Source organism: Myxococcus sp. AB056, assembly GCF_006547365.1.
Classification (GTDB): domain Bacteria; phylum Myxococcota; class Myxococcia; order Myxococcales; family Myxococcaceae; genus Myxococcus; species Myxococcus virescens.
The window spans coordinates 46436-72599 of sequence record NZ_VHLB01000014.1; the positions used below are offsets into that span (position 1 = coordinate 46436).

Genomic DNA, 26164 nt, shown 5'->3' on the forward strand with positions numbered 1-26164 from the left:
TTTCCACTATTCGCCCATCACCTTGACGATGACGCGCTTTCGGCGCTGGCCGTCGAACTCGGCGTAGAACACCTGCTGCCAGGGCCCCAGGTCCAGCTTCCCGCCCGTGACGGGGATGATGACCTGGTGGTGGACCAGCAGTGACTTGAGGTGGGCGTCGCCGTTGTCCTCGCCCGTGCGGTGGTGGCGGTAGTCGGGACCGGCGGGCGCCAGGTGCTGGAGCCACTCCCAGATGTCTTCATGGAGACCGGGCTCGTCGTCATTGACGAAGACGCCCGCGGTGATGTGCATGGCGGAGACGAGGACCATTCCCTCCTGGATGCCACTCTTGCGCACCAGGGCCGTCACGGTGTCGGTGAGACGGACCAGCTCCCGCCGCCGCGGTGTCTCGAACCACAGGTACTCCGTCAGGCTCTTCATATCCGTATCCGCCAGGCGTCAGAGTGCCCCGTTAAAGTGACTCACACCATGCGAGCCATCATCCACGTGGACATGGATGCCTTCTATGCATCCGTGGAGCAGCGGGACAACCCGGCCCTGCGGGGCAAGCCGCTCATCGTGGGCGGGCATGCCCAGCGCGGTGTCGTGGTCGCCGCCTCCTACGAGGTGCGCCCCTTCGGCGTGCGCAGCGCCATGCCCATGGCCCGTGCGACGAAGGCCGCGCCCCATGCGCTCGTCGTGAAGCCCCGCTTCGCCGCCTATGCCGAGGCCAGCGAGCAGGTGTTCGCCATCTTCGAACGCTACACGCCGCTCATCGAGCCGCTGTCGCTCGACGAGGCCTTCCTGGACGTGACGGCGTCGGTGGGCCTCTTCGGCACGCCCGCGGACATCGCCCGGCGCATCCGCAAGGAGATTGCCGACGAGTTGAACCTCCCCGCCTCCGCGGGCGTGGCCACGGCGAAGTTCGTGGCGAAGATTGCCTCCGACCTCGCCAAGCCGAATGGGCAGCGGGAGGTGCGCGCCGAGGAGACGGTGGCCTTCCTCGCGGGCCTGCCGGTGTCGCGCCTGTGGGGCGTGGGGCCGAAGACGGAGGAGGCGCTCCGGCTCGCCGGGCTGAAGACGATTGGCGACGTGGCGGCCCGGGATTTGGACTGGCTGGAAGACAGGCTGGGCTCCAGCGGACGGCACCTGTGGGAGCTGTCCCAGGGCATCGACACGCGCGAGGTGGTGCCGGACCGGGCCGCCAAGAGCGTGGGCGCGGAGGACACCTTCGACGAAGACCTCGTGGGGGTGGACGCGCTCAAGCCGCACGTCCACGCCCAGGCCCTGCGCGTGGCCCGGCGGCTGCGGCGGGCGGCGCTGAAGGGCCGCGTGGTGCAGCTCAAATTGAAGTTCGCGGACTTCACGCTCATCACCCGGCGAACCACGCTGCGCGAGGCCACGGATGACGGGCAGACGCTCTACCGCGCGGCGCTGGAGCTGCTGGACAAGTCGCACCAGGGCAAGCCGCTGCGGCTCACCGGCGTCAGCGTGCAGTTGGACGAGGAGCCGCCCCAGTTGGGCCTCTTCCCCGCCGCCGCGCCACGCACCGCGAAGCTGAACGCGGCGCTGGACAAGATTGCCGAGCGGTTTGGCAGCAAGGCCATCACCACCGCGGACATCGCCGGCAGTGAGGCCACCGACAGCGCCGAACACCGCTCCGAGCGCCCGGTGGACAAGGGCGGGCCCAAGGACTGAGGGCCCGGTACGGGTGGGGCCTCACGCCTGTTCGCGGAGCAGCCCCACACACCTCACGGTAGGGACTTCGACTCAGGCAGCACCCGGCCCGGAAGCCGAGCCGGTGCCCTCACATCACGGACGCGACCTCGAGTCAGGCGTCGCCCGACTCGGAGGATGAACCGGCGCTCTCACCGGACGAGCCGTTCGCCGAGGGACGGCGGCGGCGGCGACGGCGACGGCGCTTGCGCTGGCCTCCCGCGTCGGACTCCTCGCCGTCCGCTGCGGCGGCACGCGGCTGCGGCACCTCGCCGGCCTTCCAGGCCTCCAGCTGCTCGCGATTCTCGCCCGTGGCCTCCACCGTCATCTCGAACACGGTGAGGGCCTCGCTGAAGAGGGGGTGCCGCTTGAAGGCGGCGCTGCGGCGACGGCGCTCACCGGACAGGGTGCGCTGGGCCAGCAGCAACATGCGGCAGCGCTCGGCGATGCGGCGCGGAAGACGCGCGGACTGGACGAAGCCCGCGAGCAGGTCTTCCACCACCTGCGACACGGACGGGCGGCCCTCCTGCGACTCCTCGGGCCCCGTCGAGCGGCTGATGGGAATCAGCAACATCGCCAGGAGGATGGCGTCGTCCAGCGCCTCGCCCGAGGACACGCGCCGGTCCAGCGACTCCGCGAAGGCGTAGAACGTCTTCTCGCCTTCCTTGCCGTGCTGCTTGAGGTACGCGTTGACGGGCGGCAGGAGGATTTTGAGCGCGTCCAGCGCGTCCAGCAGCTTCAGCGCCGGCGCGGACACACCGCCGCGGATGAGGCGGAACGTCTCCTCCAGCAGGCGCGCGGGCGCGCAGCGGGGCAGGTCCTCCACCGCGCCTTCCATGGCCGCGTACGTCCGCGACTCGATGTCCAGGCCCAGCTTCGCCGCGAAGCGCACCGCGCGCAGGATGCGCACCGGGTCCTCGCGCATGCGCACTTCCGGGTCGCCAATGGTGCGGATGAAGCGCTCATCCAGGTCACGGCGGCCCCGGACGTAATCGATGACCCGCCCTTCGGCCACGTCGTAGAACAGGCCGTTGATGGTGAAGTCACGGCGGCGCGCGTCCTGCTGCGCGGTGCCGAAGACGTTGTCGTGGGTGATGAGCAGGTCCTCACCGTCCCCCTCATCCTCACCGCCGTTGGCCGCGTGCTCCAGCTCCGTCGGATTCGCACGGAAGGTGGAGACCTCGATGATCTTCCCGCCTTTGAAGTAAACGTGCGCCAGCCGGAAGCGCCGGCCAATCAGGCGGCAGTTGCGGAAGATGCCGCGCACCTCGTTCGGCGTCGCGCTGGTGGCGATGTCGAAGTCCTTCGGCTTGCGCCCCAGCAGCAGGTCACGCACGCAGCCGCCCACCATGTACGCCTGATGGCCGTGCTGATGCAGGCGGAGCACCACCTTGAGGGCGTCCGGGTCCAGCTCGTCGGGGTCGATTTCCGCCGGCTCGCCGCTGGGCCGGACATGGGGCGCGTGCAGCGCGCGCTCATCGGGCGTCGGCTCCGGTTCGGGCTCCAGGACGATGGGGACTTCCTCGACGTCCTCGCCCCGGGCCTCGGCGGCGTCCTCGGCCTCTGCGGCGGCCAACGCGGCCTCGGCGCCCAGGACGGCGTCGTCCAGGCCCGACTCAGCCGGGTCTACCTCGTCGTCATCTTCCTCGTCGTCCTCGTCCTCGGCATCCGCGTAGACGGGGGCCGGAGGCGGCTCGGCGGGGGTGGCGACTTGTATCGAGGGGATTTCAGTGGAGGCCTGCTCGTCGGCGGCCACGGGCTTGGAGGCGCTGTCCTCTTCAGGGTGCGCCGACAGCTCCAGTTGGGAGTTCATGGGAACCTCTTGTTCGCCGCGCTCGGAAGTCCCTGCCGCCTCGGGAGAGGCAACCTCGCGCGCGTCATTCTCGGGCGCAGGTGGCAGCAGACCGCCGGCAGGCGGCGTCTCAGTCAAATCTCGTGTCATCAGCCAGGGACACCCCATCGGGGCGCTTGTAGGCCTGCCGTCTATACCGCATCCTCCGGGTAGGGAGTAGCGATGGACGACATTGTTGTCGGATGTCACCGGGCAGCGGGCTCCCCCGCCCGCTTTCCTGCTCCCAACCAGGGGACAGGGCACGCGCGAAGCGTGGGGGCCGCGGGCCTGTGTCCTGTATCAACACGGCGTCCGCCGGAAACGTTCTGGGGCCGGCCCGCGAGGGGAATGCAGGCCCACCCGGGGGGCAGCCGAGCGGCCTGCCCCTACTGCGGCTTGGTGCGCCCCTTGTGGTTCCGGGGCAGCGCGTGGTGGATGAGGGAGACGTAGTCCACCGCCTGCACCGGCGGGGGGGGCGGCGGCGTGCCCAGCGCGGCCAGGCGCTTGCTGAAGGCGGCCAGGATGTCCGGCATGGGCCGCATCGCCGCGAGCAGCTTGTTGGGCCCCTCCAGCGCCTGGGACAGCGCCACCGCCGCCTGCTGGAGCGGCAGCCCGCGCCGCAGCAGGTCCTGGAACGAGTTGGACAGGGTGATGATGTTGTGGCCCGCCGTCTGCACCATCTCCACTGCGATTTTCAGCACCTGCGGCGCCGTCAGGTGGCCGTCCGCCAGCAGCACCAGCGCGGCCTGGAAGTAGTTGAAGATGGGCACCACGCGCGGTCCGTAGGGCGTGAAGTGCGCGGGGGGCGTCAGCCTGTCCAGGTGGATGAAGATGCGGCGCACCGGGTCGCCCACGGGAATCTTCTTCCACGCCTCGCGCACCCGCAGCGCGTCGTCCGGGTACACCCCGCCCGCCTCCAGCACCTGCGACAGCACGCGCTCGTCCACGCGGCCCGCCACCAGGTCCGCGAAGAGCGAATAGATGAACGCGTCCGCCTCCGCGTCGTCACCGAAGAGGACTTCCTCCGCCTCCACCGGCGCGTGCACCCGGCTCTCAAGAATCGCGGGCAGCTTGTAGCCCACCTGCCCGCGCAGGGCCCGGAAGCGGCCGCGCAGCAGGTTGCCCACGTTGTCCTTGAGGACGAACTCGTCCCACCGCACGCCGTCCAGCTTGAGCTTCTCCTCCAGCACGGCCCGCATCTGCTTCGGGCTGCCGGAGACGATGCACAGCCGCGAGTCCCCGTTCTCCGACAGCTCGCGGATGAGCGCGCTGGCGCCCGGCACGGCCACCTTCTGGTGGGCCTTCTGGAACGCCGTCCGCACCAGGTCACGGAGCGAGTCGAACTCCGTCTGGAGGTACGTCTTGTCCAAGTCCCAGCGGTAGATGCGCCGGGGCGGACGCGGGTCGATGCGGTCCGGCAAGCTCACTTCTTCAGGCCTTCCCGGATGGCGGCGCCCAGGTTGTTCGACACCACCTTCGCCGCGACCTTCCCCGCGTTGGCGATGGCCCGCGACTTCGAACGCCCGTGTGCCTTGATGAAGATTTTATCGAACCCCAGGATGGGGGCCCCGCCGTACTGGTTCCAGTCGGTGATGTCCTTGATGCGCTGGATGCCGCTGGACAACATCGCGAGCCCCGCGCGCCACCGCAGGCTCTCCTTGTAGGCGTACTGGGCCAGCTCCACCACCGTGTCGTGGACGCCCTCCAGCATCTTCAGGCAGACGTTGCCCACGAAGCCGTCGGTGACGATGACGTCCGCGGTGCCCTTCGGGATGTCGATGCCCTCCACGTTGCCGATGAAGTGGATGTCCTTCATCTCCGACAGGCGGGCATGGGCCTCCACCACGCGGGGCGGGCCCTTCTGCGGCTCGATGCCGTTGGACAGGAGCGCCACCTTGGGGCGCTCGTTCTGGGAGATGATGCGCGCGTAGGCGGAGCCCATCACCGCGAACGTCACCAGGTCATCCGCGGTGGCCTCCACCGTGGCGCCCACGTCCAGGATGAGGGAGAACGGGTCCCCCTTCGCGCCGCGCACCGAGCGCGTCGGGTACACCGTGGCCAGCGCCGCGCGCCGCACGCCGGGGATGAGCTGGAAGTGCCGGGCACACGCCAGCACGCCCGCGCCCGTATTGCCCGCGGACACCAGCGCCTGCGCCTCGCCCTCCGCCACCAGCCGCGCGGCCACCGCCACGGACGCGTTCGGCTTGCGCGCCAGCGCCTCGCCTGGCTTCTCGTCCATGCCGATGAAGTCCGCCGCGTGCTGCACGGAGATGCGCTCGCCGTTGTGCTTCGTCTCCGCCAGCGCGTCGTCGATGAGGGTGCGGTCCCCCACCAGGAGCGTGTGGATGTGGGGGGACTCGAGCGACAGCATCGCCGCTCCCCGGACCACCTCGGCCGGGCCGTGGTCCGTTCCCATGACATCGAAGGCAATCGTCACTGGCTGCGGCTGCGTCCCCACCATGTCCTCCATCTTAGGACCTTTGCTCGGCCCCCGCGCCTGCCATTCTCGTCTGAGCCACCAGGGACAATCCCAGGAGCCCCGCCATCGCCACCATGCCCGCCGCCGTCCCGTACGGGGCCGCGGGCCCCAGCCGGGTGAAGAGCCAGCCCCCCAGCGCCGGCCCCAGAATCCGCCCCAGCGAGCCGAAGGCCTGGTACGCCCCCAGCACCGCCCCCAGCCGCTCCGGCGGGGCATGCAGAGATACCAGGGCGGACAGACACGGTGTCACGAGCGCCGACCCCACCGCCAACAACCCCATCACCGGGAACAGCCACGCATAATCCGGCGCTACGGGCAACAGGGCCAGCCCCGCCGCCGTCAGTCCGAAGCCCACCGTGGCCAGCAGCGCCTCGCGCCCCGGCGCGCTCCCGGGCCCACCCGTCAGCCGGCGCACCAGCCCGCCCTGCACCGCCGCGGAAATCACCCCAATCGCCGCGAAGAGCCAACCGGAGCGCAGGCTGGCCTCGCGCAGCACGTCCAGGTCCGTCACCGCCGCCCGGAGGAACAGCCCACCTTCCTGGAGTGGCACGGGCCCGGACGACAGGAAGCGCGTCAGCAGGTAGACGGAGAAGGTGCCTTCCATCTGCGCGAAGGCGGTGGTGAACACCAGCATCAGCACCAGGCAGCGCCCCACCACAGGCAGGCTCATGGCCAGCGTGGCGCCCTTCAGCGTGCGCGCGTGCCCTCCCCCCGGGCGCCCCTCCACCCGCGTCTCCGGCAGGTAGAAGTACGTGCCCGTCAGGTTGATGGCCACCAGCCCCGCCGCGAACAGACCGATGGCGAGGTTGCCACCCCAGGCGCCCAGGAAGCCGCCCAGCGCCGGTCCCAGCACGAAGCCCAGCCCGAAGGCCGCGCCAATGACTCCCATACCCCGCGCCCTGTCCTTCGGCGTGGTGATGTCCGCCACCACGGCCTGTGCGGTGGAGATGTTGCCACCGGAGATGCCGTCGATGACACGCGCCAGGAAGAGCAGCGGCAGCGACTGCGCGAAGGCGAACAGTAGGTACGCCAGCAGCGAGCCCACCTGGCTCACCAGCAGCACCGGCCGGCGGCCGTACCGGTCGCTGAGCCGGCCCAGTATCGGGGCCGACACCAGCTGCATCAGCGAGAAGACGGAGATGAGCAGCCCCACCGTGAAGGGCGAGGCACCGAACCGCACGCCGTACACCCCCAACTGGGGAATCAGGATGCCGAACCCGATGAGGTCCAGCGCCACGATTCCGAAGACGACACGGAGTGACGCCGCCCGCCGCACCACCAGTTGCCCCTTTGCTGAAAAAGAAAACCGCCGGAGCGCGAAGATAGCGCCCCGGCGGCTCGAATGGGGGAGAAGTCCCGGGTCCGAAGGGCTTTACATCGCCTCGGCGGACTGGACGTTCCGGTTCGCGGTGTCGCGCTCGATGCAGCCCTTGGTCATCGTGTACTGGTAGGTGCCCAGCTCGTCACGCCAGTACTCGCCCTCGTACGGCCAGTAGAGCTGGTCGTCCTGCACGGCGACGGAGTACTTGTACTTCTTGACGATGGCCGTGCGGCCGCCCGCCTTGAGCTGCTCCTCCAGGAACTCCTTCTCCTTGGTGGTCGTCTCGAACTTGATGCGCAGGCCGTTGGCCAGCAGTTGCTTGAGCGCCACCAACTCCGTCTCCAGCTTGCCCTTGGCCATGATGCCGGCCTTGGAGATGAGCGCCGTGCGCTGCACCTTGAGCCCCTCCAGCAGGGCCTTGCTCAGCTCGGAGTACTTGAAGGTGTCCGCCCGGCTCGCGAAGGCGTCCATCTCCGCCTCCAGTTCGAGGATGGAGTCGTTCGTCTTGCGCAGGTCCTGGTCCGTCAGGGCCAGCCGGAGGATGCGCTCCAGGATGATGTCCGTCTCGTTCTTCTCCAGGCCGTCCTTGTTCTTCTTCTGCACGTCGGACAGCACCGAGTAGTACTCGCTGGCCTCCATGTTCTTCTTCACCAGCGCCTCCAACTGGTCGTGCACGGGCAGGTAGGTGCGCTCGAAGTCCTGGAGGATGATGTTGGACTCCCGGTAGCGGCAGTTCTCGTAATAGATGACCGCCTTCAGGATGAGCGCCTCCGGGAAGTACTCCTCGCGGAAGAAGGGCGACGACAGGGTGATGAGGCTGCCCAGCGCCTGCTCGTACTGGCCCACGCGGTAGTTGGCCCAGCTGGACTCGAAGAGGGCCTCCAGCCACTGGGTGTTCCCGCGCTCCACCTTGCCCAGGTAGAAGAGCGCGAAGCGGTTCTGCTGCATGCCGTAGTGCGTGCGGGCCAGCTGCATGAAGGCCAGCTCACGCAGCGACTTGTCCAGCTTCGCCTGGTCCACCGTCTTGCCCGGCACCGGGCGCGTGAGGCGGACGACTTCCTTCATCGCCTCGATGGCGGCCAGCATCTCCCCGTTGGCGCGCTTGGCCGCCGCGTCCTTCTGACGGCTGCCGTTGCGGAAGGAGGACAGGCCCTCCAGGTACTTGGCGCGAGGGAAGAACGGGTCGGTGCGCGGAATGGTCAGCGCCAGCCGCTTCACCTCCGAGAAGCTCTTGTCGGCCTCCTCGGGCTGCCCCACCTGGTCCAGCGCGCGGCCACGCACGAAGTGGTAGCGCGCCAGCAGGTAGCGGAACTCGTTACGGTACTTCTCAGGGAACTCCTGGTTCGCGTGACGGGCAATCTCGTCGAGGATGACCGTCTCGTTCTTCGTCTTGCGGCTGATGAAGAAGAGCCACTCCAGGCTCGTCTTGAAGAACTTGGTGGACGGGCCCAGGGAGAGGATCTTGGAGAACTCGCCCAGGGACGAGTGGTACATGCCCATGCGGTAGAGCGACTTGGCCAGCACGTAGCGCGCCTCGGTGTGCAGGCCCGCCAGCTTCGGGTCCTCCAGCAGCTCGTGCGCCGCCATGGAGGCCTTCTCGTACTCGTCGTTCTTGAAGAGGCTGACGGCCACGTCCAGGCGCTGGCGGTCCGCCGTCTTGCCGGAGACGTCCACCGCGTCGAAGGACATGGTGGGCGCGGCCGGCTTGGGCGCCTCCTGCGTCAGGTCCAGGCCCATGCCCATGCTCCCGGTGTTCGCGGGAGGCGAAGCCGGGGTGGGCGCGGGCGTGGAAGGGGCCGCCGCGGGTGCCGACTCCGCGGGAGACACGCTCGCGGGCGCCTCGCTGGAGGAAGCAGCGGCGGCATCGTCGTCAGCGCCCTCCTCCTGCACCGGCACGGGCTTCGCCTTGTCGGCGCGGCTCTTGCGAGTGGGCTTCTTCTTGGAAGTGGTGCGCTTCTTCTTCTTGGACTGGCCGGCGAGGTCCAGGCCCTCGAAGTTCTGCGCGTAGGAGGGAGCCGTCCACGCGAGCGACAGCCCGAGGACGGCGACACGGATGAGCCGGAAGGAGCGCATCATGACTCGGACCCGAAGAAGAAGGAGACACCCAGCTCGAACAGGAGCTGGTTGCGCAGGTAGTTGCCGGAGACCTCGGTGCCCTTCTCCACGTAGATGAGGTCACGCAGCTCCGTGCGCAGCGTGATCCACCGGTTGAGGAAGAAGCGCGCGCCGACGCCCAGGTTGGCACCCGGCGTGAGGTAGTTCTGCGCCTCCGCGCCCGGCGAGTCACCGGGGCCGCGGTACTGAACCACCGAGGCGCCCGCGATGCCGTACAGGTCGAAGTGGACGAAGGTCTCCGCCAGCAGCGACACCTTGCCGTAGATGGGCGCCCACTGGACGTCCGCGCCACCCAGCAGCTTGATCTGCCCCGGCGCGTTCCCGTCCAGCTCGTCGAGCGTGGGCGGCACGCAGCCGCGCGTGGAGCCCTCGCCTCCGTCCCCGAACGTGCACTTCTGCGCCGCGCCGGCCACCGTGTTGATGGCGTAGCCCACGCGCAGGCTGACGCCCAACGTCTCCATGGGGTGGTACGTCAGCGTGCCGCCGAAGATGTACTTGCTGTAGAACGCGTCGCGCAGCGACAGCGTCGCGGACGGGCTGAACTCGAAGCGGCCCTTCTTGAGGAAGACGTGGCCGGAGACCGGCCGGACGCGCTCGCGCAAGGGCCCGAGCCGGTCCTTGTCGACCTCCGACACGTCGCCGGCTTCCGCCTCTTCGGTGGTCTGGGCGAAGCCCAGCACGGGCGCCGTCAGACAGAGGGCGAGGAGCACACGGAAGAAGCGCTTCATTCCGAGTCCCTCCCCGTCGACTTGAACGGCAGGAACAGCGAGATGCCTGCGTTGAGCGTCATGACGTTCTGGATGGCGCCCTTGCTGCTACCCAGGGGCTGATCCACATAAGAGGTGTTGATGAGGGCCACGTTGACGGCGATGTAGTCCTGAGCCACGAAGCGCATGCCCAGGCCCAGGTCAGCGGCCGGGTTGAGGCCTCGCCCCGGCAGCGCCGAGGTCTCCGTATTCACCACGCCCGCACCCGCAAGCAGGTAGCCGTCGAAGTGGAGGATGGAGTTGAGGAACGCCACCTTTCCATAGATGGGGCTCCACTCCACGTCGCCCATCGCGGACCACTGGGGCACCGAGTAGTAGATCTTGCTGTTGAAGGTCCGCTTCGCGGTGCGCACGTCATCCGACGGCAACACCTGCATCAGCGAGGCCCGGGCGGAGATGGCCAGCGTGTCCGCCAGGTAGTACGCGCCCCGGACCGACAACCCCACCTTCGAATAGAAGGGGTCGTTGACCGAGAAGCTCACCAGCGGCGTCAGCTCGAAGCGGCCCTTCTTGAGGTAGACCTTCCGCTGGACGCTCTTCACCCGGTCTTCCTGGGTGATGTCCGTCAGCGGCAACTGCGGATCCGCTTCCAATGGCTCGTCCGCGGGGCGGGACGCCGCGGCCGGTGTGGCCTCCTCCACCGGAGGAGGCGCGGGTGATTCTGCATCCTGCGATGACTCGGCCTGCGACTCGTCGGTGAGGTCGAGTCCCATGCCTTCCTGGCTCTGGGCGGATGCCAGTGCGGGCACCAGACACAGGGCGAGCAGCAACTTGGGGCGGTTCAAATCCGGAGGCTCCGTGAGGGAGGGGGGCGTAACTGCCACCGGGGGTTCAGCGCGACTCTCGGCTTCCACATCCTATCGGTCGTATTCCCAACCATCAACCGCGCTGAGCAAGCGTGGTTACCGTCTATCCCTCCGGTATTCCTTCACAATTCCACCCGCTGTACCGCCGTACGGGGACGTTGGTGTTCCAGGGGGCTGTGCTACCCTTCCCAGGCTCGCGGGCCTGAGGTCCCGTGCCCCATCCCCCCTTTGTAGAGGTCAGAGGTCCCATGAAGATGTTCGTGCGAACCGCCCTCATGATGTCCACCGCGCTGCTGCTGGGTGGCTGTGAGGTGGCCAGCGAGATTGGCAAGCCGTGCGCGCTGGTGCGCAAGGCGACCCCCGAGGAGTCGGCGGCCAACAACAACTCCCCCACCATGCCGATCCTGGAGCGGGAGATCGCTGACCAGCAGGACTTCATCTCGTTCGGGTCCGTGAACTGCGAGGACCTGATCTGCGTGCGGGATCAGGACTACCCGCGCGAACTCAATGCGGATGGAACGGTAAACGGGGATGCTCCGGCGATGGGCTACTGCAGCAAGCCCTGCGTCGAGGGCGGCTCGTCCTGCGAGTTGACGGACACCGACGACGTCAATCCGGACCTGCCCGGCCGGATGTCGTGCCGCCCGATGCTGCTGGATCAGGACACGCTGGATGCACTCCGCTCCGCGGACGAGGCCTTCTACCGGCGGACGTTCGGCGAGAACAACTCGCCCTTCTTCTGCGCCGGCGCGCTCATCCCGGATTGACCCACCCGACACTTTTCGCGCGGAGGGGTAGACCTTTCCGCGCGACTGGTTCGTAAAGGGAGGGCCCGCGCTGTTTCCGCAAGGAGCCCTGCCTCATGAACCGTACGGTCGTCTTCCTCAGTCTGGCTGGCGGTCTCGCGCTCACCGCATTGGTGCTGGGACTGCCCCAGATGGGCACCCCGCCGGAGCCGATCGTCCTCGTCCACCCCACGCCACCGCCGCCCGTCCCGCCACCGCCGCCCGTCGTGCCCGCCACGGTGGGCTCGCTGACGCTGACGAGCCGGCTGTCCCATCCGTACGTCCCCGCGGGCACCTCCGAGGTGTTCGCCACCTTCGACCTGTCGGGCGCGCAGGTGCCGGGGGCACAGCGAAGCCCTGTCAATCTGGCGCTCGTCATCGACCGTTCGGGCTCCATGAGCGGCTACAAGCTGGCCCAGGCCAAGCAGGCGGCGCGGCACCTCATCGGGCTGCTGAATGATCAGGACCGGCTGGCCATCATCCACTACGGCTCGGACGTGAAGAGCCTGCCGTCCCTGGAGGCCACGGCCGCCAACCGCGAGCGGATGTTCCAGTACGTGGACGGCATCTGGGACGAAGGCGGCACCAACATCGGCGCGGGCCTGTCCGCCGGGCGCTATCAGCTGTCCACCGCGCAGCAGACCTACGGCGTCAACCGCCTCATCCTCATGAGCGACGGACAGCCCACCGAGGGCCTCACCGCCGACGAGGAGCTGACGCGGATGGCGCGGGAGCTGCGCGCCACCGGCATCACCCTGAGCGCCATTGGCGTGGGCACCGACTTCAACGAGGACCTGATGCAGGCCTTCGCCGAGTACGGCGCCGGTGCCTACGGCTTCCTGGAGGACGCCGCCCAGCTCTCCACCCTCTTTCAGAAGGACCTGCAGCAGGCCGGGACGACGGTGGCGCGCGGCGTGACGATGACCTTCACCCTGCCCCCCGGCACGTCACTGGGCGAGGTGCTGGGCTACCGCGCCAGCCAGTCCGGCAATCAGGTGCACGTGTCGCTGCCCGACTTCTCCGCGGGCCAGTTGGAGCGCGTGGTGGTGCGGCTCAACGTCACCGGGGATTCGGTGGGGCGGACGGCGCGCGTGCTGGACCTGAAGCTGGCGTACACGGACCTCATCCGCGACGCGGAGGTGGCCAACGAAGCCTCGCTGTCCGCGGTAGTGACCAACCGGCGCGAGGAGGTGCTCGCCCGCCAGGACCGCGAGGCCACGGTCTACGCCGCCCGGGCGCGCAGCGCCGTCAACATGCAGAAGGCGGCCGAGGCACTGAGTGAGGGCCGCAAGGACGAGGCGAAGCTCTACCTGCAGCGCAACCAGGCGCTCTTCGACGAAGCCAGCGCGGTGTCCGGCAGCGCCGCGGTGGCGGCGGACCAGGCCGAACAGCGGGCGGTGATGGACGAGTACGACAGCGCGGAGGGCGAAGAGGCCCGGCGCTCGCTCGTGAAGAAGAGCAAGGTGAAGGCGCTCAAGAGCTTCGGCAAGCTCGGCTCCACGTACTGAGAGTCGTCCCGTACATCACCCATACGCCCCGCCGCACTGCGTCGTGTTCACGATTGTGTGCAGGTGGGGCGTGAAGTTTCAGGAATGGGCCCACACAGGAGGCGTTCAGCCTTAAGCTGCGGCACCTCAAACCAACCTGTTTCCGAGTGGAGCCCCCCTCATGCAGCTCCCGCAGTTCCAGACCCTCATCGACATCTTCAAGCGCAGCACCTCCACCTTCGGCAGCCGTGACCTCTTCGGAGAGAAGAAGAACGGCCAGTGGGTCTGGACGACCTACTCTCGCTTCGGAGAGATGGTCGACGACCTGCGTGGTGGGCTCGCTCAGCTGGGCGTGGGCGCGGGCGACCGCGTGGCCGTCATCTCCAACAACCGCCTGGAGTGGGCGGTGGGCGCGTACGCCACGTACACGCTCGGCGGCGCTTACGTCCCGATGTACGAGTCGCAGCAGGTGAAGGAACTGCAGTTCATCATCAACGACAGCGGCTCCAAGGTCGTTTTCTGTGCCACGGATGACATCGCGCAGCGCATCCAGGCCGTACGCGCGGAGCTGCCGCACCTGGAGCACATCATCCGCTTCAGCGGCACCACCAGCGACACGGACAGCTTCGCGACGCTGCTGCGGCGGGGCGCCGAGACGCCCACGCCCCTGGTGAGCCCCAAGCCGACGGACCTGGCCGGCCTCATCTACACGTCGGGTACCACGGGACAGCCCAAGGGCGTGATGCTCAGCCACTCGAACATCGCCCGCAACGTGTCGGCGATGCACGAAGTGTTTCCCATGGGGACGGAGGACCGCTCCCTGGCCTTCCTGCCCTGGGCGCACGTCTTCGGCCAGACGGTGGAGCTGCACGCGCTGCTGTCCATGGGCGCGTCCATGGCCATCGCGGAGGCGGTGGAGAAGATCATCGACAACCTCTCCGAGGTGAAGCCCACGCTGCTGTTCAGCGTGCCGCGCATCTTCAACCGCATCTACGACGGCCTGCAGAAGCGCATGGCCGGCGAGAAGGCGGTGACGCGGTTCATGTTCCACCGCGGCCTCGCGGTGGCGGCCCAGCGGCGCGCGCTCGCGGAGGCGGGCAAGTCGAGCGGCCTGCTGGACCTGCAGCACGCCTTCTTCGACAAGGTGGTCTTCTCCAAGGTCCGCGCGCGCTTCGGCGGGCGGCTGAAGTACGCCTTCTCCGGTGGGTCGGCCATCTCCAAGGAGGTGGCGGAGTTCATCGACAACCTCGGCATCACCGTCTACGAGGGCTACGGCCTCACGGAGACGTCGCCCATCGCCACGGCCAACTTCCCCAACAACCGGAAGATCGGCTCGGTGGGCAAGGCGCTGCCCGGGGTTCGCGTGGAGATCGACACGGCGGCCACCGGCGAGGCGACGCAGGGCGAAATCGTCGTCCACGGGCACAACGTGATGATGGGCTACTACAACAAGCCCGAGGAGAACGAGAAGGTGTTCACCGGGAACGGCGGCTTCCGCACCGGTGACATGGGCTACCTGGATCCGGACGGCTACCTCTACATCACCGGCCGCATCAAGGAGCAGTACAAGCTGGAGAACGGCAAGTACGTGGTGCCCAGCCCCATCGAGCAGTCGCTGACGCTCTCCACCTACATCGCCAACGCGTTGGTCCACGGCATGAACAAGCCGTACAACGTGGCCATCATCGTCGTGGACGTGGACACGCTGAAGAAGTGGGCCGCGGAGAAGGGCCTGGACACGACGTCCATGCCGGAGCTGCTCAAGCGTCCCGAGGTGCTCCAGCTCTACCGTGAGCAGTTGAACGAGTTCACCCGCGACGTGAAGGGCTACGAGCGCCCGCAGCGCTTCCTGCTCATCAGCGAGGACTTCACCGTCGCCAACGACATGCTCACCCCCAAGATGAGCGTGAAGCGCCGCAACGTCGTGGCCCGCTACAACGACGCCATCGAAGCCCTCTACCGCGAGGGCAGCGACCGCAGCGTCTCCGCGGCCTAGCCGTCCTGGGTGGCGGGCAGGGGCTCATCCCCCTGCCCCACCCTGCGTGTGGGCGCACGCAGGGAATGCGGGAAGGCCGGCGTGTCATCCTCGTCACCCGCGCCTTTCCGTGTTGACCCGCGGAATCCCCCCGCCCTATCTCCGCGTTCCTCCTGGTTTCGGCGGGACAGCGCACGGAGGCGCGCACACCAATGGCGAGCACGGTCACCCCGTGGGTCGGGGTCATCATGGGCGGTAAGAGCGACCTGGAGCACCTGCAGCCCGCGGTCGACATCCTCGAGGAACTGGGCATCCCACACGAGGTGCGCGTGGTGTCCGCCCACCGCACCCCGGACTGGATGATGGAGTACGCGTCCACCGCGGAGTCGCGGGGGCTGTCCGTCATCATCGCCGCGGCGGGCGGCGCGGCGCACCTGCCGGGCATGGTGTCGAGCAAGACGCTGCTGCCCGTCATCGGCGTGCCCATGCCCACCACGCTGCTCAGCGGCCTGGACGCGCTGCTGTCCATCGTCCAGATGCCCAAGGGCGTGCCGGTGGGAACGCAGGCCATTGGCAAGCCGGGCGCCGCCAACGCCGCCCTGCACGCCGCGGCCATCCTCTGCCTCAAGTACCCGGAGCTGCGCGAGCGGCTCGCGGCCTGGCGCAAGGCGCGTACGGACGAAGTGCTGGCGCACCGGGAGCTGTCATGAGCCCCCGCGTGGTGCTGCCCGGCGGCACGATTGGCATGCTCGGCGGCGGCCAATTGGGGCGGATGATGGCCCTGGCCGCGCGCACGCTCGGCTTCCAGGTCCAGGCGTTGGACCCGGACGCGGACTGCCCGGCCCACTCCGTGGTGGACCGGTGTGTCACCGCGTCCTTCGGTGACACGGCGGCCGCGGAGACGCTGGCGCGCGCGTGCGACGCCGTGACGCTCGAAATCGAGAAGATTCCCCTCGCCACGCTGGAAGCGGTGGCGCGGCACACCCCCATGCGTCCGGGTGCGGACGTGCTCCGCGTGATTCAGCACCGGGGTCGGCAGAAGGGGTGGCTCGCCAAGGGCGGCTTTCCCCTGGGCCCGTGGCGCGAGGCGCACTCCGCCGCGGAGCTGGCCGAGGCCATCCAGGCGCTGGGTGGACGCTGCTTCGTGAAGTCCAGCGAGGGCGGCTACGACGGACGCGGGCAGGTGGAGGTGACCTCCGCGGACGAGGCCACCCAGGCGTGGCGCGAGCTGGGTGAGCGCTCCGTGGTGGTGGAGGCCGCGCTGGCGCTCCAGTCCGAGCTGTCCGTGCTGGTGGCCCGCAGCCCCAATGGAGAAGTGGCGGTGTATCCGCCGGCCTTCAATCACCACGAGGAGCGCATCCTCGCGTGGTCGCTGCTGCCGGGGCCGCTGCCGCCCGCGGTGCTGAACAAGGCCACGGAGCTGGCGCGCGGCATCACCGAGTCGCTCCAGGTCGAAGGCCTGCTCGTCATCGAGCTGTTCCTGCTGAAGGACGGCAGCTTGCTCGTCAACGAGCTGGCGCCGCGCCCGCACAACAGCTTCCACTCCACCGAGGTGGCGTGCCTCACCTCGCAGTTCGAGCAGGCGGTGCGCGCGGTGTGCAACCTGCCGCTGGGATCCGTGGAGGTGGTGCGTCCTGCGGCCATCGTCAACCTGCTGGGCGACTTGTGGCTGAAGGACGGCGGCCCTCGCTTCCAGGAGGTGCTGGCCATGCCCGGCGTCCGCCTGCACCTGTACGGCAAGCGGGAGGCGCGCAAGGGCCGGAAGATGGGGCACCTGTCCGCGGTGGGCAGCTCGCCCGAGGACGCGCTCGCCCGCGTGCAGGCCGCCGCCACCGCGCTGGGGATGTGAGGCCGTGAAGACGAACTCCGCCCGACTCCTGGACTCGCTCGGCGTGAAGTACGCGCTGCGCGACTACGACGTGGACCTGGAGGATTTGTCCGCGGAGTCGGTGGCGGCCAAGGTGGGCATGCCCGCCGAGCAGGTCTTCAAGACGCTGGTCGCGCGCGGCGACCGCACCGGCGTGTTGATGGCGGTGGTGCCCGGCAACGCGGAGCTGGACCTGAAGGCGCTGGCCCGGCTCAGCGGAGACCGCAAGGTGGACACCGTGCCGCTCAAGGAGCTCCAGCCGCTCACTGGATTCATCCGGGGCGGCTGCACGGCCATCGGCGGCAAGAAGGACTATCCCGTGTACGTCGACGAGACGATGGAGCTGTTCGACGCCATCGCCGTGTCCGCGGGCGTGCGTGGCACGCAGCTCGTGCTCGCCCCCGCGGACTACCTGCGCGTGACGAAGGCGAAGATGGGCCCCATCTCCCGCGACAAGGCCTGAGCCCGGCTCACGGTGATTCGCCCGGTGCCTGTCCCTGCGCGGGAACGAAGAGCACCTTGCCGGACGTCATGTCCGCGGAGGCGATTCGCACCGCCTCGCCCGCTGACTCCAGCGGGAGCCGGGCGCGCACGGGCGTCTCCAGCGTCTGCCCCACCAGCGACGGCACGCCCATCAGCGCCTTGATTTGCGCGGCGCCAAAGCCCTGGCGGTGCCACTCCGACAGCCAGAAGCCCTCCACCCGCTTGCGCCCGAAGATGAGGTCGCTGGGCGCGATGCGGCACTCCTGTTCGGAGAGCGAGCCATACACGATGACGGTGCCGCCCTCCGGCAGCGCGTGGAGCAGCTGCCCGGTGAGCCGTCCGCCCACCGGGTCGAAGGCGAGCGACACCTTCAGCTCGTGACATACGCGGAGCAGCCGCTCCTCGAATTCGGGCTCGTGGGTGCTCAGCACGTACTCCGCGCCCAGGTCCTGAAGCAGGGCCACCTGCTCCGGGCGCCGCACCACGTTCACCATGGCCACGCCCCGGCGCTTCGCGAGCGCCAGCAGCATCCGTCCCATGGTGCCCGCGGCGGCCGTCTGCGCCAGCGCGGCGTGCCCCCCCTCCTTCGCACGTTCCATCAACACCCACGCGGTGAAGGGATTGATGAAGAGGCTGGCGCCCTGCTCGTCGGAGACCTGGCCCCGCAGCGGCAGGCACTGCCCCAGGGGCACCGCCGCGTACTCCGCCCATAAGCCGTCCCCCTCGCCGGGCGCCACACACGCCACGCGGCGCCCCACCAGGAGCCGGCCCGCGACGCCGCCCGAGGCCACCACCGTCCCGCTGGCCTCCAGGCCCGGCACCACGGGCAGCGGCTTGCGAATGCCGTACTGCCCACGCATGAACATCAGGTCCGCCGGGTTGATGGGGGCCGCCGCCACGCGCACCAGGACCTGGCCCGTGGTGGGCCGAGGCACCGGCCGTGATTCCACGCGCAGGGACTCCGGCCGTCCGTCATAGGCGGTGAGGACCAGCGCGCGCATCGTCTCGGGAACGACGGGGCTCTTCATCAGCAGACCTTTTTCGCCACCCATGCGTGAAAGGAACAGTTCCTGCCCGGCCTACATCCGTGGGGAGTCGATGAACGCCACTCTATTGCAGCTCCATCATCGCGAGGCCTTCGAGCAGACCGTGACGCGCGCGCTCACGGCCGGGGCCGGGGCCGGCGTGTTGCATCTGGCCATGACGCGCGTCGGGGTGCCCCTGCCGTTGGCGTGGCTCGTCCCCGCCGCCGTCGTGCTCGGGTGTGCACGAGGCGACAAGTGGGACCGCGTGCTGCTCGGGGGTCTGGGAGTACTCCTCACCGCGCTGCCCTATGCCCTGGGCATGGCCCCTGGATGGACGGTGGCGTTCAGCGCGGCGGCGGCGGGGGCGCTGCTGGTGCGCTCGCGACTCAGTGAGCGCGGAGAGAATGGCCAGGTGGCAGAAGCCCGCCCCACCCTCTTCCACTTCGGACTGGGCGCCGCGTTGTGCGCGGGATTGACGCTGGGCGGCATGGAGGTGTCCCGCGTCTTCTCGGCGCGACTGGCGGACCTGGCCACGCCGGCGCTCCTGGGCGCGGGGGTGGCGGGCGGCATCCTGGGCCTCTTCGTAGGATTGAGCGCGGTGGCCGCGCACCTGGCGCTGTCAGCGGACCCGGTGGAGGCGCGCGTGGAGGCGCTGTTGCCGCAGCTCGCCGGTGACTTCCGTGCGCTGACCGAGCGGGCGTTGAACCTGTACCGGCAATGCGGTCAGTCCCTGGCGATGCTCCCTCGCGAGCCCGCGCGCGAGGAACTGGCGCGCACCCTGGGGAAGATGACGCGCGACGCGGCGGAGCTCGCGTCTGAATGGGCGGGGGTGGAGGCCCAAATCGAGGAGCGCGCGCAAGCGGACCTCCAGGTCGAGCGCGAAGACCTGGAGCGCAGCGCCCGCGCCAGCACGGATGCCATCGCGAGACGCCAACTCGAGCTGGCCGCGGCCTCCCTGGGTGAGGAGGTGGAGCGGCTGGGCGGTCTGAAACAACGGCGCGAGCGCATCCTCGCCCGGCTGAGGGCAGAGGTGGCCCAACTGGAACGGGCCCGCGTGGCCCTGCTGTCACTGCGCAGCGGCCAGGCCCAACTCAAGGCCGCGGAGCTGTCCGCCCTGGCGCGCCGCTTCCGGGCACTCTCCTCCCTCCAGCGGGAGGAAGCCCAGTCCCTGGAGGACGTATCTTCAATGATTCAAGGGGCTTCCATGCACTCGTCCCCGCTGGAAGTCAGACAGGCCGAGGGCGAGGAAAGCCCGACGCCTGGCCCGGTAAGCGAGCAGCCGAGGGGCGGCGCGTCTTGAGCGCCGGGGTTCCGGCCCTGGTGCGTTGCCCCCCGTGACATGCGGCCTTGCAGCTTCTTTCGGGGAGGGCATGGAGCCTGCGGTGTGTTCGGCTACAATTTCCACACATGAGCCTGCCCCTCTCCTCCGCACCAGCGCCCGCCTGGCTGTGGAAAGGTGACGAGCCGAGCGTCACCTCGGTGTTTCAGCCCATCGTGGACTTGCTGCGCGGTGAGGTCATCGGGCACGAAGTGCTTTCGCGCGGACCGGGCGAGTTCCGCGAGCCGCACGTGCTCTTCACGCAGGCGCGATTGGAAGGCTACACGTGGGAGCTGGAGCGCGCGTGCTGGACGTCCGCGCTGCGCTGCATCTCCACGCTGCCGGAGGCGCAACGCAGCGCGCCCTTCTTCTTCAACGTCAGCCCGGACGTGCTGAGCGACCCGCGCTTCGGGGATGGCTCCACGGAGGAGCTGCTCGCGCGCTACGGGCTGAACCCGAAGAACCTGGTGCTCGAAATCACGGAGAAGGCGGCGTTCGAGGACAACGCGCTGCTGCAACGGCTGACGCGACAGTGTTCGGCGCTGGGCTTCGGCATCGCGCTGGATGACTTCGGCGCGGGGCACTCCGGACTGGTGACGCTGGTGAACAGCGCGCCGCAGTTCATCAAGCTGGACCAGGCACTGGTACGGGACATCCACCGGCACAGCTACCAGCAGCACCTGGTGAAGTCGCTGGTGTCCTTCGCGGCCAGCGTCAACGCGACGCTGATTGCGGAAGGCGTGGAGACGTGGAACGAGCTGGCCGTGCTGCTCCGCCTGGGCATCCGGCACGCGCAGGGCTACCTGGTGGCTCGCCCCGCGCCCGTACCCGTGCTTCCCAGCGTCGAGTTCGAGGCGCGACGCCATGAAGCCATGCGCGCGCTCGACTTCCGCGAGGACGAGGACGGCGAGACGGTGGGCAGCATCGTCATCCGCCGCAACTGCGTGGAGCGGCCCGTGACGCCCGAGGAGCTGGAGCGGCTGTTCCAGCAGAAGGCCGACGTGGACCACGTCGCCGTGCTGCATGGCGAACGGCTGGAGGCGCTGGTGTTGCGGCGCGCGACGGCCACGAAGGGCGCGGCGCAGGTGGCTCCGCTCATCGTCGAGGACCGGATGGCGCTCACCACCCTGGCGCGGCTCGCCATGGAGCGCGCGCCCGAAGCGCTCTATGACCCGGTGGTCGTCACGGATGCCCAGAAGCGATTCCTGGGTACCGTCACCATGCAGCAGCTCATTCGCCGCATCACGGAGTTGCTGGAACGGCGCACACCGGCCTGATGACGGACACGGCTGCGGCACGATGCGCACGACGCGGTCGTCCGACTTGTTGCCCCACTTCACGCGGGCACCGCCGCTCCGTCCCTCTGCCTGCGAACAGGAGCCCCCTTGAGCACGAAGCGATACTTCAAGCGAGATGCAGAATCCGAGTACGGAGAAGGCATCTGCTACATGGAAATCACGGGGGACTGGCCGAGCCGGCAGATTGAAATCTACGGAGAAACGTGGCGCTGGGGCGACGAGAAACACCTCGAACACCTTGCGGATCAACCGTTCGAGGTTCTCGACCTGGGTGAGGAGTACGAAATCCCATCGGAGGAATTCGAACGCGCTTGGCAGGAAGCCATGAAACGCACCCCACCGAAATGAGGCAGGGCTCACTCAGCTCCGGAGCCTGGCCTTTTGTAGGGCGTTCCCATAGGCATCGACGCGCGACGCCAGGTCATGGACGTTCCTCAGGGCTCGATGGCCATACCCGCCACGCCCTCGAAGCGGACGGTACTGCCCTTGCGGATGCCCACCTTCTCCGTCCAGCCGCCGGGCACCTCCAGCACGTACTGGCTGGGTACGCCCACGGAGCGGGACTCCAGTGAGCGAGGCACCGCGCGCGACACGATGCCCGCCACGCGCAAGTCGGACGTGATGAAAATCATGTCCAGCGGGATGAGCGTGTTGCGCATCCAGAACCCCTGGACCTCTTCGTGGGGGAAGAGGAAGAGCATGCCCTTCCCCTCCGCCAGCTCCTTGCGCCACATCATGCCCCGGGCACGTGTGCCCGCCGTCGCGGCGATCTCCACCTCCACCCGGTGGACGCCACCGAAAGCGTCCTCCAGCCGCACATGCCCACGCGGAAGCGGCTGCATGACGTAGTCCTCGGCGGTGACGTCGGTGACGCGTGGCCGGGGCTCGGCCGCCTTCGGCGTGGCACGAGGCGCGCTGCCCTGCGCCTCCTGCTGGCAGGCCGATGCCAGCAACGGCACCGCCACCACCATCCACCGAAGGCCGTGCTTCATGAGTGCGAGTGCAACGGCTTGTTGAGCAGCTTCTCCGTCAGCTCGCCACCGAGACTGTCGGACATCAGCCCTTCCACCACCGTCTCGAACTCCACCCGCTGCGCTTCACTGCTGTAGATGAAACGGATGCCCATGCCGGGCTCGTCCGCGTCCGCCTTGGACCAGACGACCTCGCCCAGCAACTCGAAGGGGGCCTCCCGATGTGGCACCGTCAGCTTGAAGAGGAAGCGCGTGCCGATGGGCAGCGGCTTCTTCGTCTTGATGAACGTGCCACCCTTGCTGATGTTCTTCGTGTAGTCCGCGAAGAACGAGTTGAGCTTCTTGTAGTCGACCTTCAGCTCGATGGGCGCGCGCCCGTTCTGGCGGTGCTCTGGACCTGTCTTCTGTTCGGACATGCTGGCCGGGAGTATAGGAGAGGCCATGCGGCAAGTCCTCACCCGCGCCTCTGGCCTGTTGCGTCGCCCTGCCGTCCTGGCCACCGTCCTCCTGCTCGCGGGCGGGGGCTCGGCGCTCGTCCTGGTCCCCCTCTTTGGCGTCCCCGGCTTCGAGCTGAGCCTGGCCCTCTCCATCGCCGTCGGCCTGCTCGGTGGGGGGATGGGCATCGCCGCGGCCGCCCAGGAGCGTCGCATCCTGCTGGGCACCGCTCCGACGCCACCAGGCGCCCTCCGGCCCCAGACGCCCAGCGGCGCGGTGGGCCGGGCCCTGGGCACCGCCCTGCTCCTCAACGTCGGCGTCCTGGTGCCCCCCTTCCTGGTGGCCACCCTGTTCGCCTGGCTGCGCACCGCGTGTGACCCGTTCGCACTGGTGGGCTTCTATCCGATGCTCACCCTCCCCTCGGCCGCGCTGGCCGCCTCCGCGGGCGTGCTGTGCGGCTTCACCGCCGAGCGCCCCCGCCGGGCCGTGGGCCTGTACGCCCTCCTCATCCTCGTCTCCGCCATCCCCACCGCGTGGCCCATCGTCGCCGGGCCCCAGGTGTTCGCCTTCAACCACTTCCTGGGTCACATGCCCGGGCCCCTCTACGACGAGGCCCTGGGCGTCTCCGCCGCGCTCGGCTGGTTCCGCTTGGAGACGCTGCTGTGGGTCACCGTGCTCGCGGGGCTCACCTGCGCCCTGCTGGACCTGGGCACCGGGCGCCTTCGCCGCGCCGGCCTGCGCCGCGCCACCCTGGCCGCCCTGGTGCTGCCCCTGGCCGCCATCGCCTTCATGGAGGCGCGCGGCCCCGCCCTGGGCCTGCGGATGACGGATGCGTGGCTCACGCGGGAGCTCGGCGGCCTGCGGGAGACGGAACACTTCGTCTTCCACTACTGGCAAGGCAAGCCGCGCGAGGACGTGGACCGCTTCGCTCGGGACTTGGAGTTCCGCTGGGCCCAGACGCGGCACTTCCTGGGCGTGGCCCCCACCGAGCCCATCCACGTCTGGCTCTACCGCGACGAGCACGAAAAGCAGCGCCTGGTGGGCGCCGGCCGCACCCAGTTCGCCAAGCCCTGGCGCCACGAGTTGCACATCCAGGACCGGCCCTTCCCCCACTCCGTGCTCCACCATGAGCTGGCGCACGTCATGGCGGCCCCCGCGGGCAGCGGCCCCTTCCGCGTCACCACCCGGCTGGGCGTCTGGCCGCTCATGGGCGTCATCGAGGGGTTCGCCGTCGCCGCGGACGGCCCGGTGCAGGGCGACCTCACGCTGCACCAGTGGGCAGCGGGCATGCGCAGGCAGAAGCTGGCGCCGGACATGCGCAAGCTGATGGGGCCGCAGGGCTTCTACCAGTCGGCCCCCGCGCGCGCGTACACGGTGGCGGGCTCGTTCCTTCGCTACCTGGCGGACACCTATGGCGCGGACCGGCTGCGGGCCGTGTATGCCCATGCGGACTTCGACGCCGCATACGGCCGTCCCCTGGGAGAGCTCGTCACCGAGTGGGAGCAGTACGTGGACGCGCTCCCCCTGGACGAAGCCTCCGTGGCGAGAGCCTTCGCGCGCTTCCGCACCGGCAGCCTCTTCACCCGCGCCTGCGCTCGCGAGGTGGCGCGACTGTCGGACTCCGCCCGGCAGGCGCTGGCGAGTGACCCCGAGGACGCACTGGAGCGCTACCGCCGCGCCGGCGAGCTCCAGCCCGAAGAGCCTGGCTTCCGCATCGGTGAGGCCGTCGCCCTGTCCCAGTTGGAGCGCTACGCGGACGCGGACGCCGTGCTTGCCGAGGTCGGCGAACGCATGAAGGGCCAGGCCGTGCTGGAGGCGGAGGTGGCCATGGCGCGGGCGGACGTCGCGCTGCGCCGCGATCAGCCCGGCGAGGCCCGCCGCTTCCTCGACACCGTGCTGTCGAAGGACGCCGGGCCGGAGCTGACGCGCACCGCCCAGGTGAAGCTCGCCGCCATGGAGGACGCCGTGCGCCAGGCCCCCATCGACGCGTACTTCCGGGCCGGCCAGGACGAGGTGCGTCTGCTGATCCTTGCGCGCGCCCTGGCCACGGTGCCCACGGACCCGTTCCTCAACTACCTCATGGGGCGCCGGTTGCAGCAGGTGGGCTCGCCCGTGCTGGCCACGGGCTACCTGCAACAAGCCCTGGCAGCGGAAGGCCTGCCGGAAGCGCTCCGCCGCGAAGCCCTGCGCATGCGGGTGGAGTCCGCCTACCTGTCAGGAGACTGCGGCGCGGTGCGGCACGAGGTCGGTGCACTACCGGACTTTGGCGCCGCCTTCCGGGCCTCCGCCGACGAGTGGCGGGAGCGCTGCGACTTCGAGGAGAAGACCTTCCGTGGACTGCTGGTGCCACGACAGGCTTTCCGCTAGCCACGCTTTTCGGCTAGGCAGGCAGCCAGACAGCGGTGACGTGCCAGCCTGGCAAGGAGGACGTGGATGCGTTTCGAGTCGCGGCATCGGATTCAGGGGACGGTGGATGAGGTGGAGCGCGCGCTCCTCGACGAGCGGTACTTCGAGTTCCTCCTCAAGCACCACGGCGTGCTGCTGGAGCTGCAGCCCCTGGAGGTGAAGCCGGACGGAGACGTCGTGCGCCGCCGCGTGCGCTACCGCCCCAAGCCCGTCATCGAGAAGATTGGCCCCAAGACGGTGCCCCCGGAGTGGTTCGCGTTCATCGAGACGTCCACCTATGACAAGCGCCGCAAGGAGTTGACGTTCGAGAACGTCCCCACCTCGAACAAGATCTCCAAGATGCTGGTGAACACCGGCACCATGCGCTTCCGCGACGTGGGCGGCGGCCAGACGGAGCGGGTGATGGACGGTGAAATCGCCCTCAAGCTGCCCTTCCTCCTCAAGCCGTTGGGGCTCATCGCGGAGAAGGTCATCCAGTCGGAGGGCCTGAAGATTCTCGACAACGAGGTGCCGGTGCTCAACCGGTTCATCGCCGAGGTCATCCGCCCCGGTTAGTCGTCTTCCCGCCTCCGGCGGGGCCTGGGAATGGGTTGACTTCCGTTGGGTTGTCCCAATAAGGCCCCGCCATGCTCAAACGCTTCCTCGCCTTCAGCGTCCTGTCCCTGCTGGCCGCCTGCGCCCCGAAGCGCATCCCCGGCACGGACATCGTCGACAACTCCGACACGCGCGCCATTCTCGCGGTCATGGAGGAGTACCGCACCGCGCTGGAGGCCCGGGACGCCCAGGCCATCCAGAAGCTCGTCTCGCCTTCGTTCCAGGACGACGGCGGCACGCCGAACGACCCCAGCGACGACCTGACGGCGCAGAACCTAGTGCCCTACCTGGAGCGGGTGTTCCCCCGCATCCAGGGCCCTCGCATCGAGCTGAACATCCGCCGCATCCAGGTCGGTGACGGCGTGGCCGCCGCCATCTACTACTGGAACGCCTCCTGGCGGATGCCGTCGCTCCACTCGCGCCCGATGAAGGAGTCCGAGCTGGAGCAGATGGTGCTGCGCAAGGAAGACGGCACCTGGAAGATTCTCACCGGCATCTGACGCCGT

24 protein-coding genes are annotated in these 26164 nt (G+C 69.0%); 13 read left to right on the plus strand and 11 right to left on the minus strand.

The features are described from left to right. Positions 1–6: 6 nt before the first annotated feature. Positions 7–420 carry a secondary thiamine-phosphate synthase enzyme YjbQ gene (locus FMP39_RS09155; RefSeq protein ID WP_011552617.1) on the minus strand — a complete coding sequence of 138 codons (414 nt, stop codon included), beginning with the start codon at positions 418–420 and terminating at the stop codon, positions 7–9. A 48-nt stretch (positions 421–468) separates the two neighbouring features. Between FMP39_RS09155 and dinB the strand changes: the two genes are divergently transcribed. Continuing rightward, positions 469–1677, plus strand: coding sequence for a DNA polymerase IV (gene dinB, locus FMP39_RS09160; protein WP_141589576.1), 1209 nt, complete (start codon positions 469–471; stop codon positions 1675–1677). 133 nt (positions 1678–1810) lie between these two features. Here the strand turns inward: dinB and pcnB are convergent, their stop codons facing one another. The 7 genes from pcnB to FMP39_RS09195 form a co-directional block, all read right to left on the minus strand. Further along, a complete protein-coding gene (gene pcnB, locus FMP39_RS09165; RefSeq protein ID WP_141589577.1) occupies positions 1811–3508 on the minus strand; it encodes a polynucleotide adenylyltransferase PcnB in 1698 nt (565 codons plus the stop codon). A gap of 404 nt (positions 3509–3912) precedes the next feature. After that, complete coding sequence (locus FMP39_RS09170) at positions 3913–4953, minus strand: phosphatase domain-containing protein (RefSeq protein ID WP_011552614.1); 1041 nt, start codon at positions 4951–4953, stop codon at positions 3913–3915. Then, complete coding sequence (gene plsX / locus FMP39_RS09175) at positions 4950–5987, minus strand: phosphate acyltransferase PlsX (RefSeq protein WP_090489927.1); 1038 nt, start codon at positions 5985–5987, stop codon at positions 4950–4952. Before plsX ends, FMP39_RS09170 begins: the two co-directional genes overlap by 4 nt. A 10-nt stretch (positions 5988–5997) precedes the next feature. Next, positions 5998–7284, minus strand: coding sequence for an MFS transporter (locus FMP39_RS09180; RefSeq protein ID WP_141589578.1), 1287 nt, complete (start codon positions 7282–7284; stop codon positions 5998–6000). 93 nt (positions 7285–7377) lie between these two features. Next, positions 7378–9399 carry an adventurous gliding motility protein GltC gene (gene gltC, locus FMP39_RS09185; protein WP_194858315.1) on the minus strand — a complete coding sequence of 674 codons (2022 nt, stop codon included), beginning with the start codon at positions 9397–9399 and terminating at the stop codon, positions 7378–7380. Then, positions 9399–10169 (minus strand): outer membrane beta-barrel domain-containing protein, encoded by a 771-nt coding sequence (locus tag FMP39_RS09190; RefSeq protein WP_141589580.1) that lies wholly within the window; start codon positions 10167–10169, stop codon positions 9399–9401. The genes gltC and FMP39_RS09190 overlap by 1 nt, the downstream gene beginning before the upstream one ends. Then, the gene (locus FMP39_RS09195) at positions 10166–10993 is read right to left on the minus strand and encodes an outer membrane beta-barrel domain-containing protein (protein ID WP_090489337.1); all 828 of its coding nucleotides are present in this window, start codon (positions 10991–10993) and stop codon (positions 10166–10168) included. Before FMP39_RS09195 ends, FMP39_RS09190 begins: the two co-directional genes overlap by 4 nt. A 275-nt stretch (positions 10994–11268) precedes the next feature. Here FMP39_RS09195 and cglC point away from each other — a divergent pair, with 275 nt between their 5' ends. The 6 genes from cglC to ybaK all read left to right on the plus strand — a co-directional run bounded on the left by cglC (position 11269) and on the right by ybaK (position 17591). Further along, positions 11269–11781: an adventurous gliding motility lipoprotein CglC gene (cglC, locus tag FMP39_RS09200; protein ID WP_228557832.1), complete on the plus strand. Its 513-nt coding sequence runs from the start codon at positions 11269–11271 to the stop codon at positions 11779–11781. 95 nt (positions 11782–11876) lie between these two features. Further along, the gene (locus FMP39_RS09205) at positions 11877–13307 is read left to right on the plus strand and encodes a VWA domain-containing protein (protein WP_141589582.1); all 1431 of its coding nucleotides are present in this window, start codon (positions 11877–11879) and stop codon (positions 13305–13307) included. A 160-nt stretch (positions 13308–13467) separates the two neighbouring features. Then, the gene (locus FMP39_RS09210) at positions 13468–15282 is read left to right on the plus strand and encodes a long-chain fatty acid--CoA ligase (RefSeq protein ID WP_141589583.1); all 1815 of its coding nucleotides are present in this window, start codon (positions 13468–13470) and stop codon (positions 15280–15282) included. A gap of 191 nt (positions 15283–15473) precedes the next feature. Continuing rightward, complete coding sequence (gene purE / locus FMP39_RS09215) at positions 15474–15971, plus strand: 5-(carboxyamino)imidazole ribonucleotide mutase (protein ID WP_141589584.1); 498 nt, start codon at positions 15474–15476, stop codon at positions 15969–15971. Beyond that, positions 15968–17110: a 5-(carboxyamino)imidazole ribonucleotide synthase gene (purK, locus tag FMP39_RS09220; RefSeq protein WP_141589585.1), complete on the plus strand. Its 1143-nt coding sequence runs from the start codon at positions 15968–15970 to the stop codon at positions 17108–17110. The genes purE and purK overlap by 4 nt, the downstream gene beginning before the upstream one ends. A gap of 4 nt (positions 17111–17114) precedes the next feature. Then, positions 17115–17591, plus strand: coding sequence for a Cys-tRNA(Pro) deacylase (gene ybaK, locus FMP39_RS09225; RefSeq protein ID WP_141589586.1), 477 nt, complete (start codon positions 17115–17117; stop codon positions 17589–17591). 7 nt (positions 17592–17598) lie between these two features. On the opposite strand, the gene FMP39_RS09230 is transcribed toward ybaK, so the two are convergent. Continuing rightward, positions 17599–18612 (minus strand): zinc-binding dehydrogenase, encoded by a 1014-nt coding sequence (locus FMP39_RS09230; protein ID WP_141589628.1) that lies wholly within the window; start codon positions 18610–18612, stop codon positions 17599–17601. 97 nt (positions 18613–18709) lie between these two features. On the opposite strand from FMP39_RS09230, the gene FMP39_RS09235 reads away from it, so the two are divergent. The 3 genes from FMP39_RS09235 to FMP39_RS09245 all read left to right on the plus strand — a co-directional run bounded on the left by FMP39_RS09235 (position 18710) and on the right by FMP39_RS09245 (position 21600). Then, on the plus strand, positions 18710–19936 hold the full coding sequence (locus FMP39_RS09235) for a hypothetical protein (protein WP_228557828.1): 1227 nt from the start codon (positions 18710–18712) through the stop codon (positions 19934–19936). A 107-nt stretch (positions 19937–20043) separates the two neighbouring features. Next, positions 20044–21231, plus strand: coding sequence for an EAL domain-containing protein (locus tag FMP39_RS09240; RefSeq protein ID WP_228557829.1), 1188 nt, complete (start codon positions 20044–20046; stop codon positions 21229–21231). A 108-nt stretch (positions 21232–21339) separates the two neighbouring features. Then, entirely contained in the window at positions 21340–21600 is a 261-nt protein-coding gene (locus FMP39_RS09245; protein ID WP_141589589.1) for a hypothetical protein, read from the plus strand. A gap of 86 nt (positions 21601–21686) precedes the next feature. Here FMP39_RS09245 and FMP39_RS09250 read toward each other — a convergent pair whose 3' ends face one another. Together FMP39_RS09250 and plpQ are read right to left on the minus strand one after the other, a co-directional pair. Further along, positions 21687–22223, minus strand: a complete 537-nt coding sequence (locus FMP39_RS09250; protein WP_141589629.1) for a DUF192 domain-containing protein — start codon at positions 22221–22223, stop codon at positions 21687–21689. Between the two features lie 17 nt (positions 22224–22240). Then, positions 22241–22639: a motility regulator PlpA gene (gene plpQ, locus FMP39_RS09255; RefSeq protein WP_002639025.1), complete on the minus strand. Its 399-nt coding sequence runs from the start codon at positions 22637–22639 to the stop codon at positions 22241–22243. A 25-nt stretch (positions 22640–22664) separates the two neighbouring features. Here plpQ and FMP39_RS09260 point away from each other — a divergent pair, with 25 nt between their 5' ends. The 3 genes from FMP39_RS09260 to FMP39_RS09270 all read left to right on the plus strand — a co-directional run bounded on the left by FMP39_RS09260 (position 22665) and on the right by FMP39_RS09270 (position 26158). Further along, positions 22665–25025 carry a hypothetical protein gene (locus FMP39_RS09260; protein WP_194858309.1) on the plus strand — a complete coding sequence of 787 codons (2361 nt, stop codon included), beginning with the start codon at positions 22665–22667 and terminating at the stop codon, positions 25023–25025. Between the two features lie 66 nt (positions 25026–25091). Further along, on the plus strand, positions 25092–25619 hold the full coding sequence (locus tag FMP39_RS09265) for a hypothetical protein (RefSeq protein WP_090489359.1): 528 nt from the start codon (positions 25092–25094) through the stop codon (positions 25617–25619). A 71-nt stretch (positions 25620–25690) separates the two neighbouring features. Next, positions 25691–26158, plus strand: coding sequence for a nuclear transport factor 2 family protein (locus FMP39_RS09270; RefSeq protein WP_011552596.1), 468 nt, complete (start codon positions 25691–25693; stop codon positions 26156–26158). Positions 26159–26164 lie beyond the last annotated feature (6 nt).

Coding starts and splice junctions, on each gene's coding strand:
- FMP39_RS09205 (WP_141589582.1), top strand. CDS start 11,877: ATGAACCGTACGGTCGTCTTCCTCAGTCTGGCTGGCGGTCTCGCGCTC.
- FMP39_RS09260 (WP_194858309.1), top strand. CDS start 22,665: ATGCGGCAAGTCCTCACCCGCGCCTCTGGCCTGTTGCGTCGCCCTGCC.
- FMP39_RS09235 (WP_228557828.1), top strand. CDS start 18,710: ATGAACGCCACTCTATTGCAGCTCCATCATCGCGAGGCCTTCGAGCAG.
- FMP39_RS09265 (WP_090489359.1), top strand. CDS start 25,092: ATGCGTTTCGAGTCGCGGCATCGGATTCAGGGGACGGTGGATGAGGTG.
- purK (WP_141589585.1), top strand. CDS start 15,968: ATGAGCCCCCGCGTGGTGCTGCCCGGCGGCACGATTGGCATGCTCGGC.
- purE (WP_141589584.1), top strand. CDS start 15,474: ATGGCGAGCACGGTCACCCCGTGGGTCGGGGTCATCATGGGCGGTAAG.
- FMP39_RS09155 (WP_011552617.1), bottom strand. CDS start 420: ATGAAGAGCCTGACGGAGTACCTGTGGTTCGAGACACCGCGGCGGCGG.
- FMP39_RS09240 (WP_228557829.1), top strand. CDS start 20,044: ATGAGCCTGCCCCTCTCCTCCGCACCAGCGCCCGCCTGGCTGTGGAAA.
- FMP39_RS09270 (WP_011552596.1), top strand. CDS start 25,691: ATGCTCAAACGCTTCCTCGCCTTCAGCGTCCTGTCCCTGCTGGCCGCC.
- FMP39_RS09210 (WP_141589583.1), top strand. CDS start 13,468: ATGCAGCTCCCGCAGTTCCAGACCCTCATCGACATCTTCAAGCGCAGC.
- plsX (WP_090489927.1), bottom strand. CDS start 5,987: ATGGTGGGGACGCAGCCGCAGCCAGTGACGATTGCCTTCGATGTCATG.
- FMP39_RS09230 (WP_141589628.1), bottom strand. CDS start 18,612: ATGCGCGCGCTGGTCCTCACCGCCTATGACGGACGGCCGGAGTCCCTG.
- FMP39_RS09190 (WP_141589580.1), bottom strand. CDS start 10,169: ATGAAGCGCTTCTTCCGTGTGCTCCTCGCCCTCTGTCTGACGGCGCCC.
- gltC (WP_194858315.1), bottom strand. CDS start 9,399: ATGCGCTCCTTCCGGCTCATCCGTGTCGCCGTCCTCGGGCTGTCGCTC.
- FMP39_RS09250 (WP_141589629.1), bottom strand. CDS start 22,223: ATGGTGGTGGCGGTGCCGTTGCTGGCATCGGCCTGCCAGCAGGAGGCG.
- dinB (WP_141589576.1), top strand. CDS start 469: ATGCGAGCCATCATCCACGTGGACATGGATGCCTTCTATGCATCCGTG.
- cglC (WP_228557832.1), top strand. CDS start 11,269: ATGTTCGTGCGAACCGCCCTCATGATGTCCACCGCGCTGCTGCTGGGT.
- plpQ (WP_002639025.1), bottom strand. CDS start 22,639: ATGTCCGAACAGAAGACAGGTCCAGAGCACCGCCAGAACGGGCGCGCG.
- pcnB (WP_141589577.1), bottom strand. CDS start 3,508: ATGAACTCCCAACTGGAGCTGTCGGCGCACCCTGAAGAGGACAGCGCC.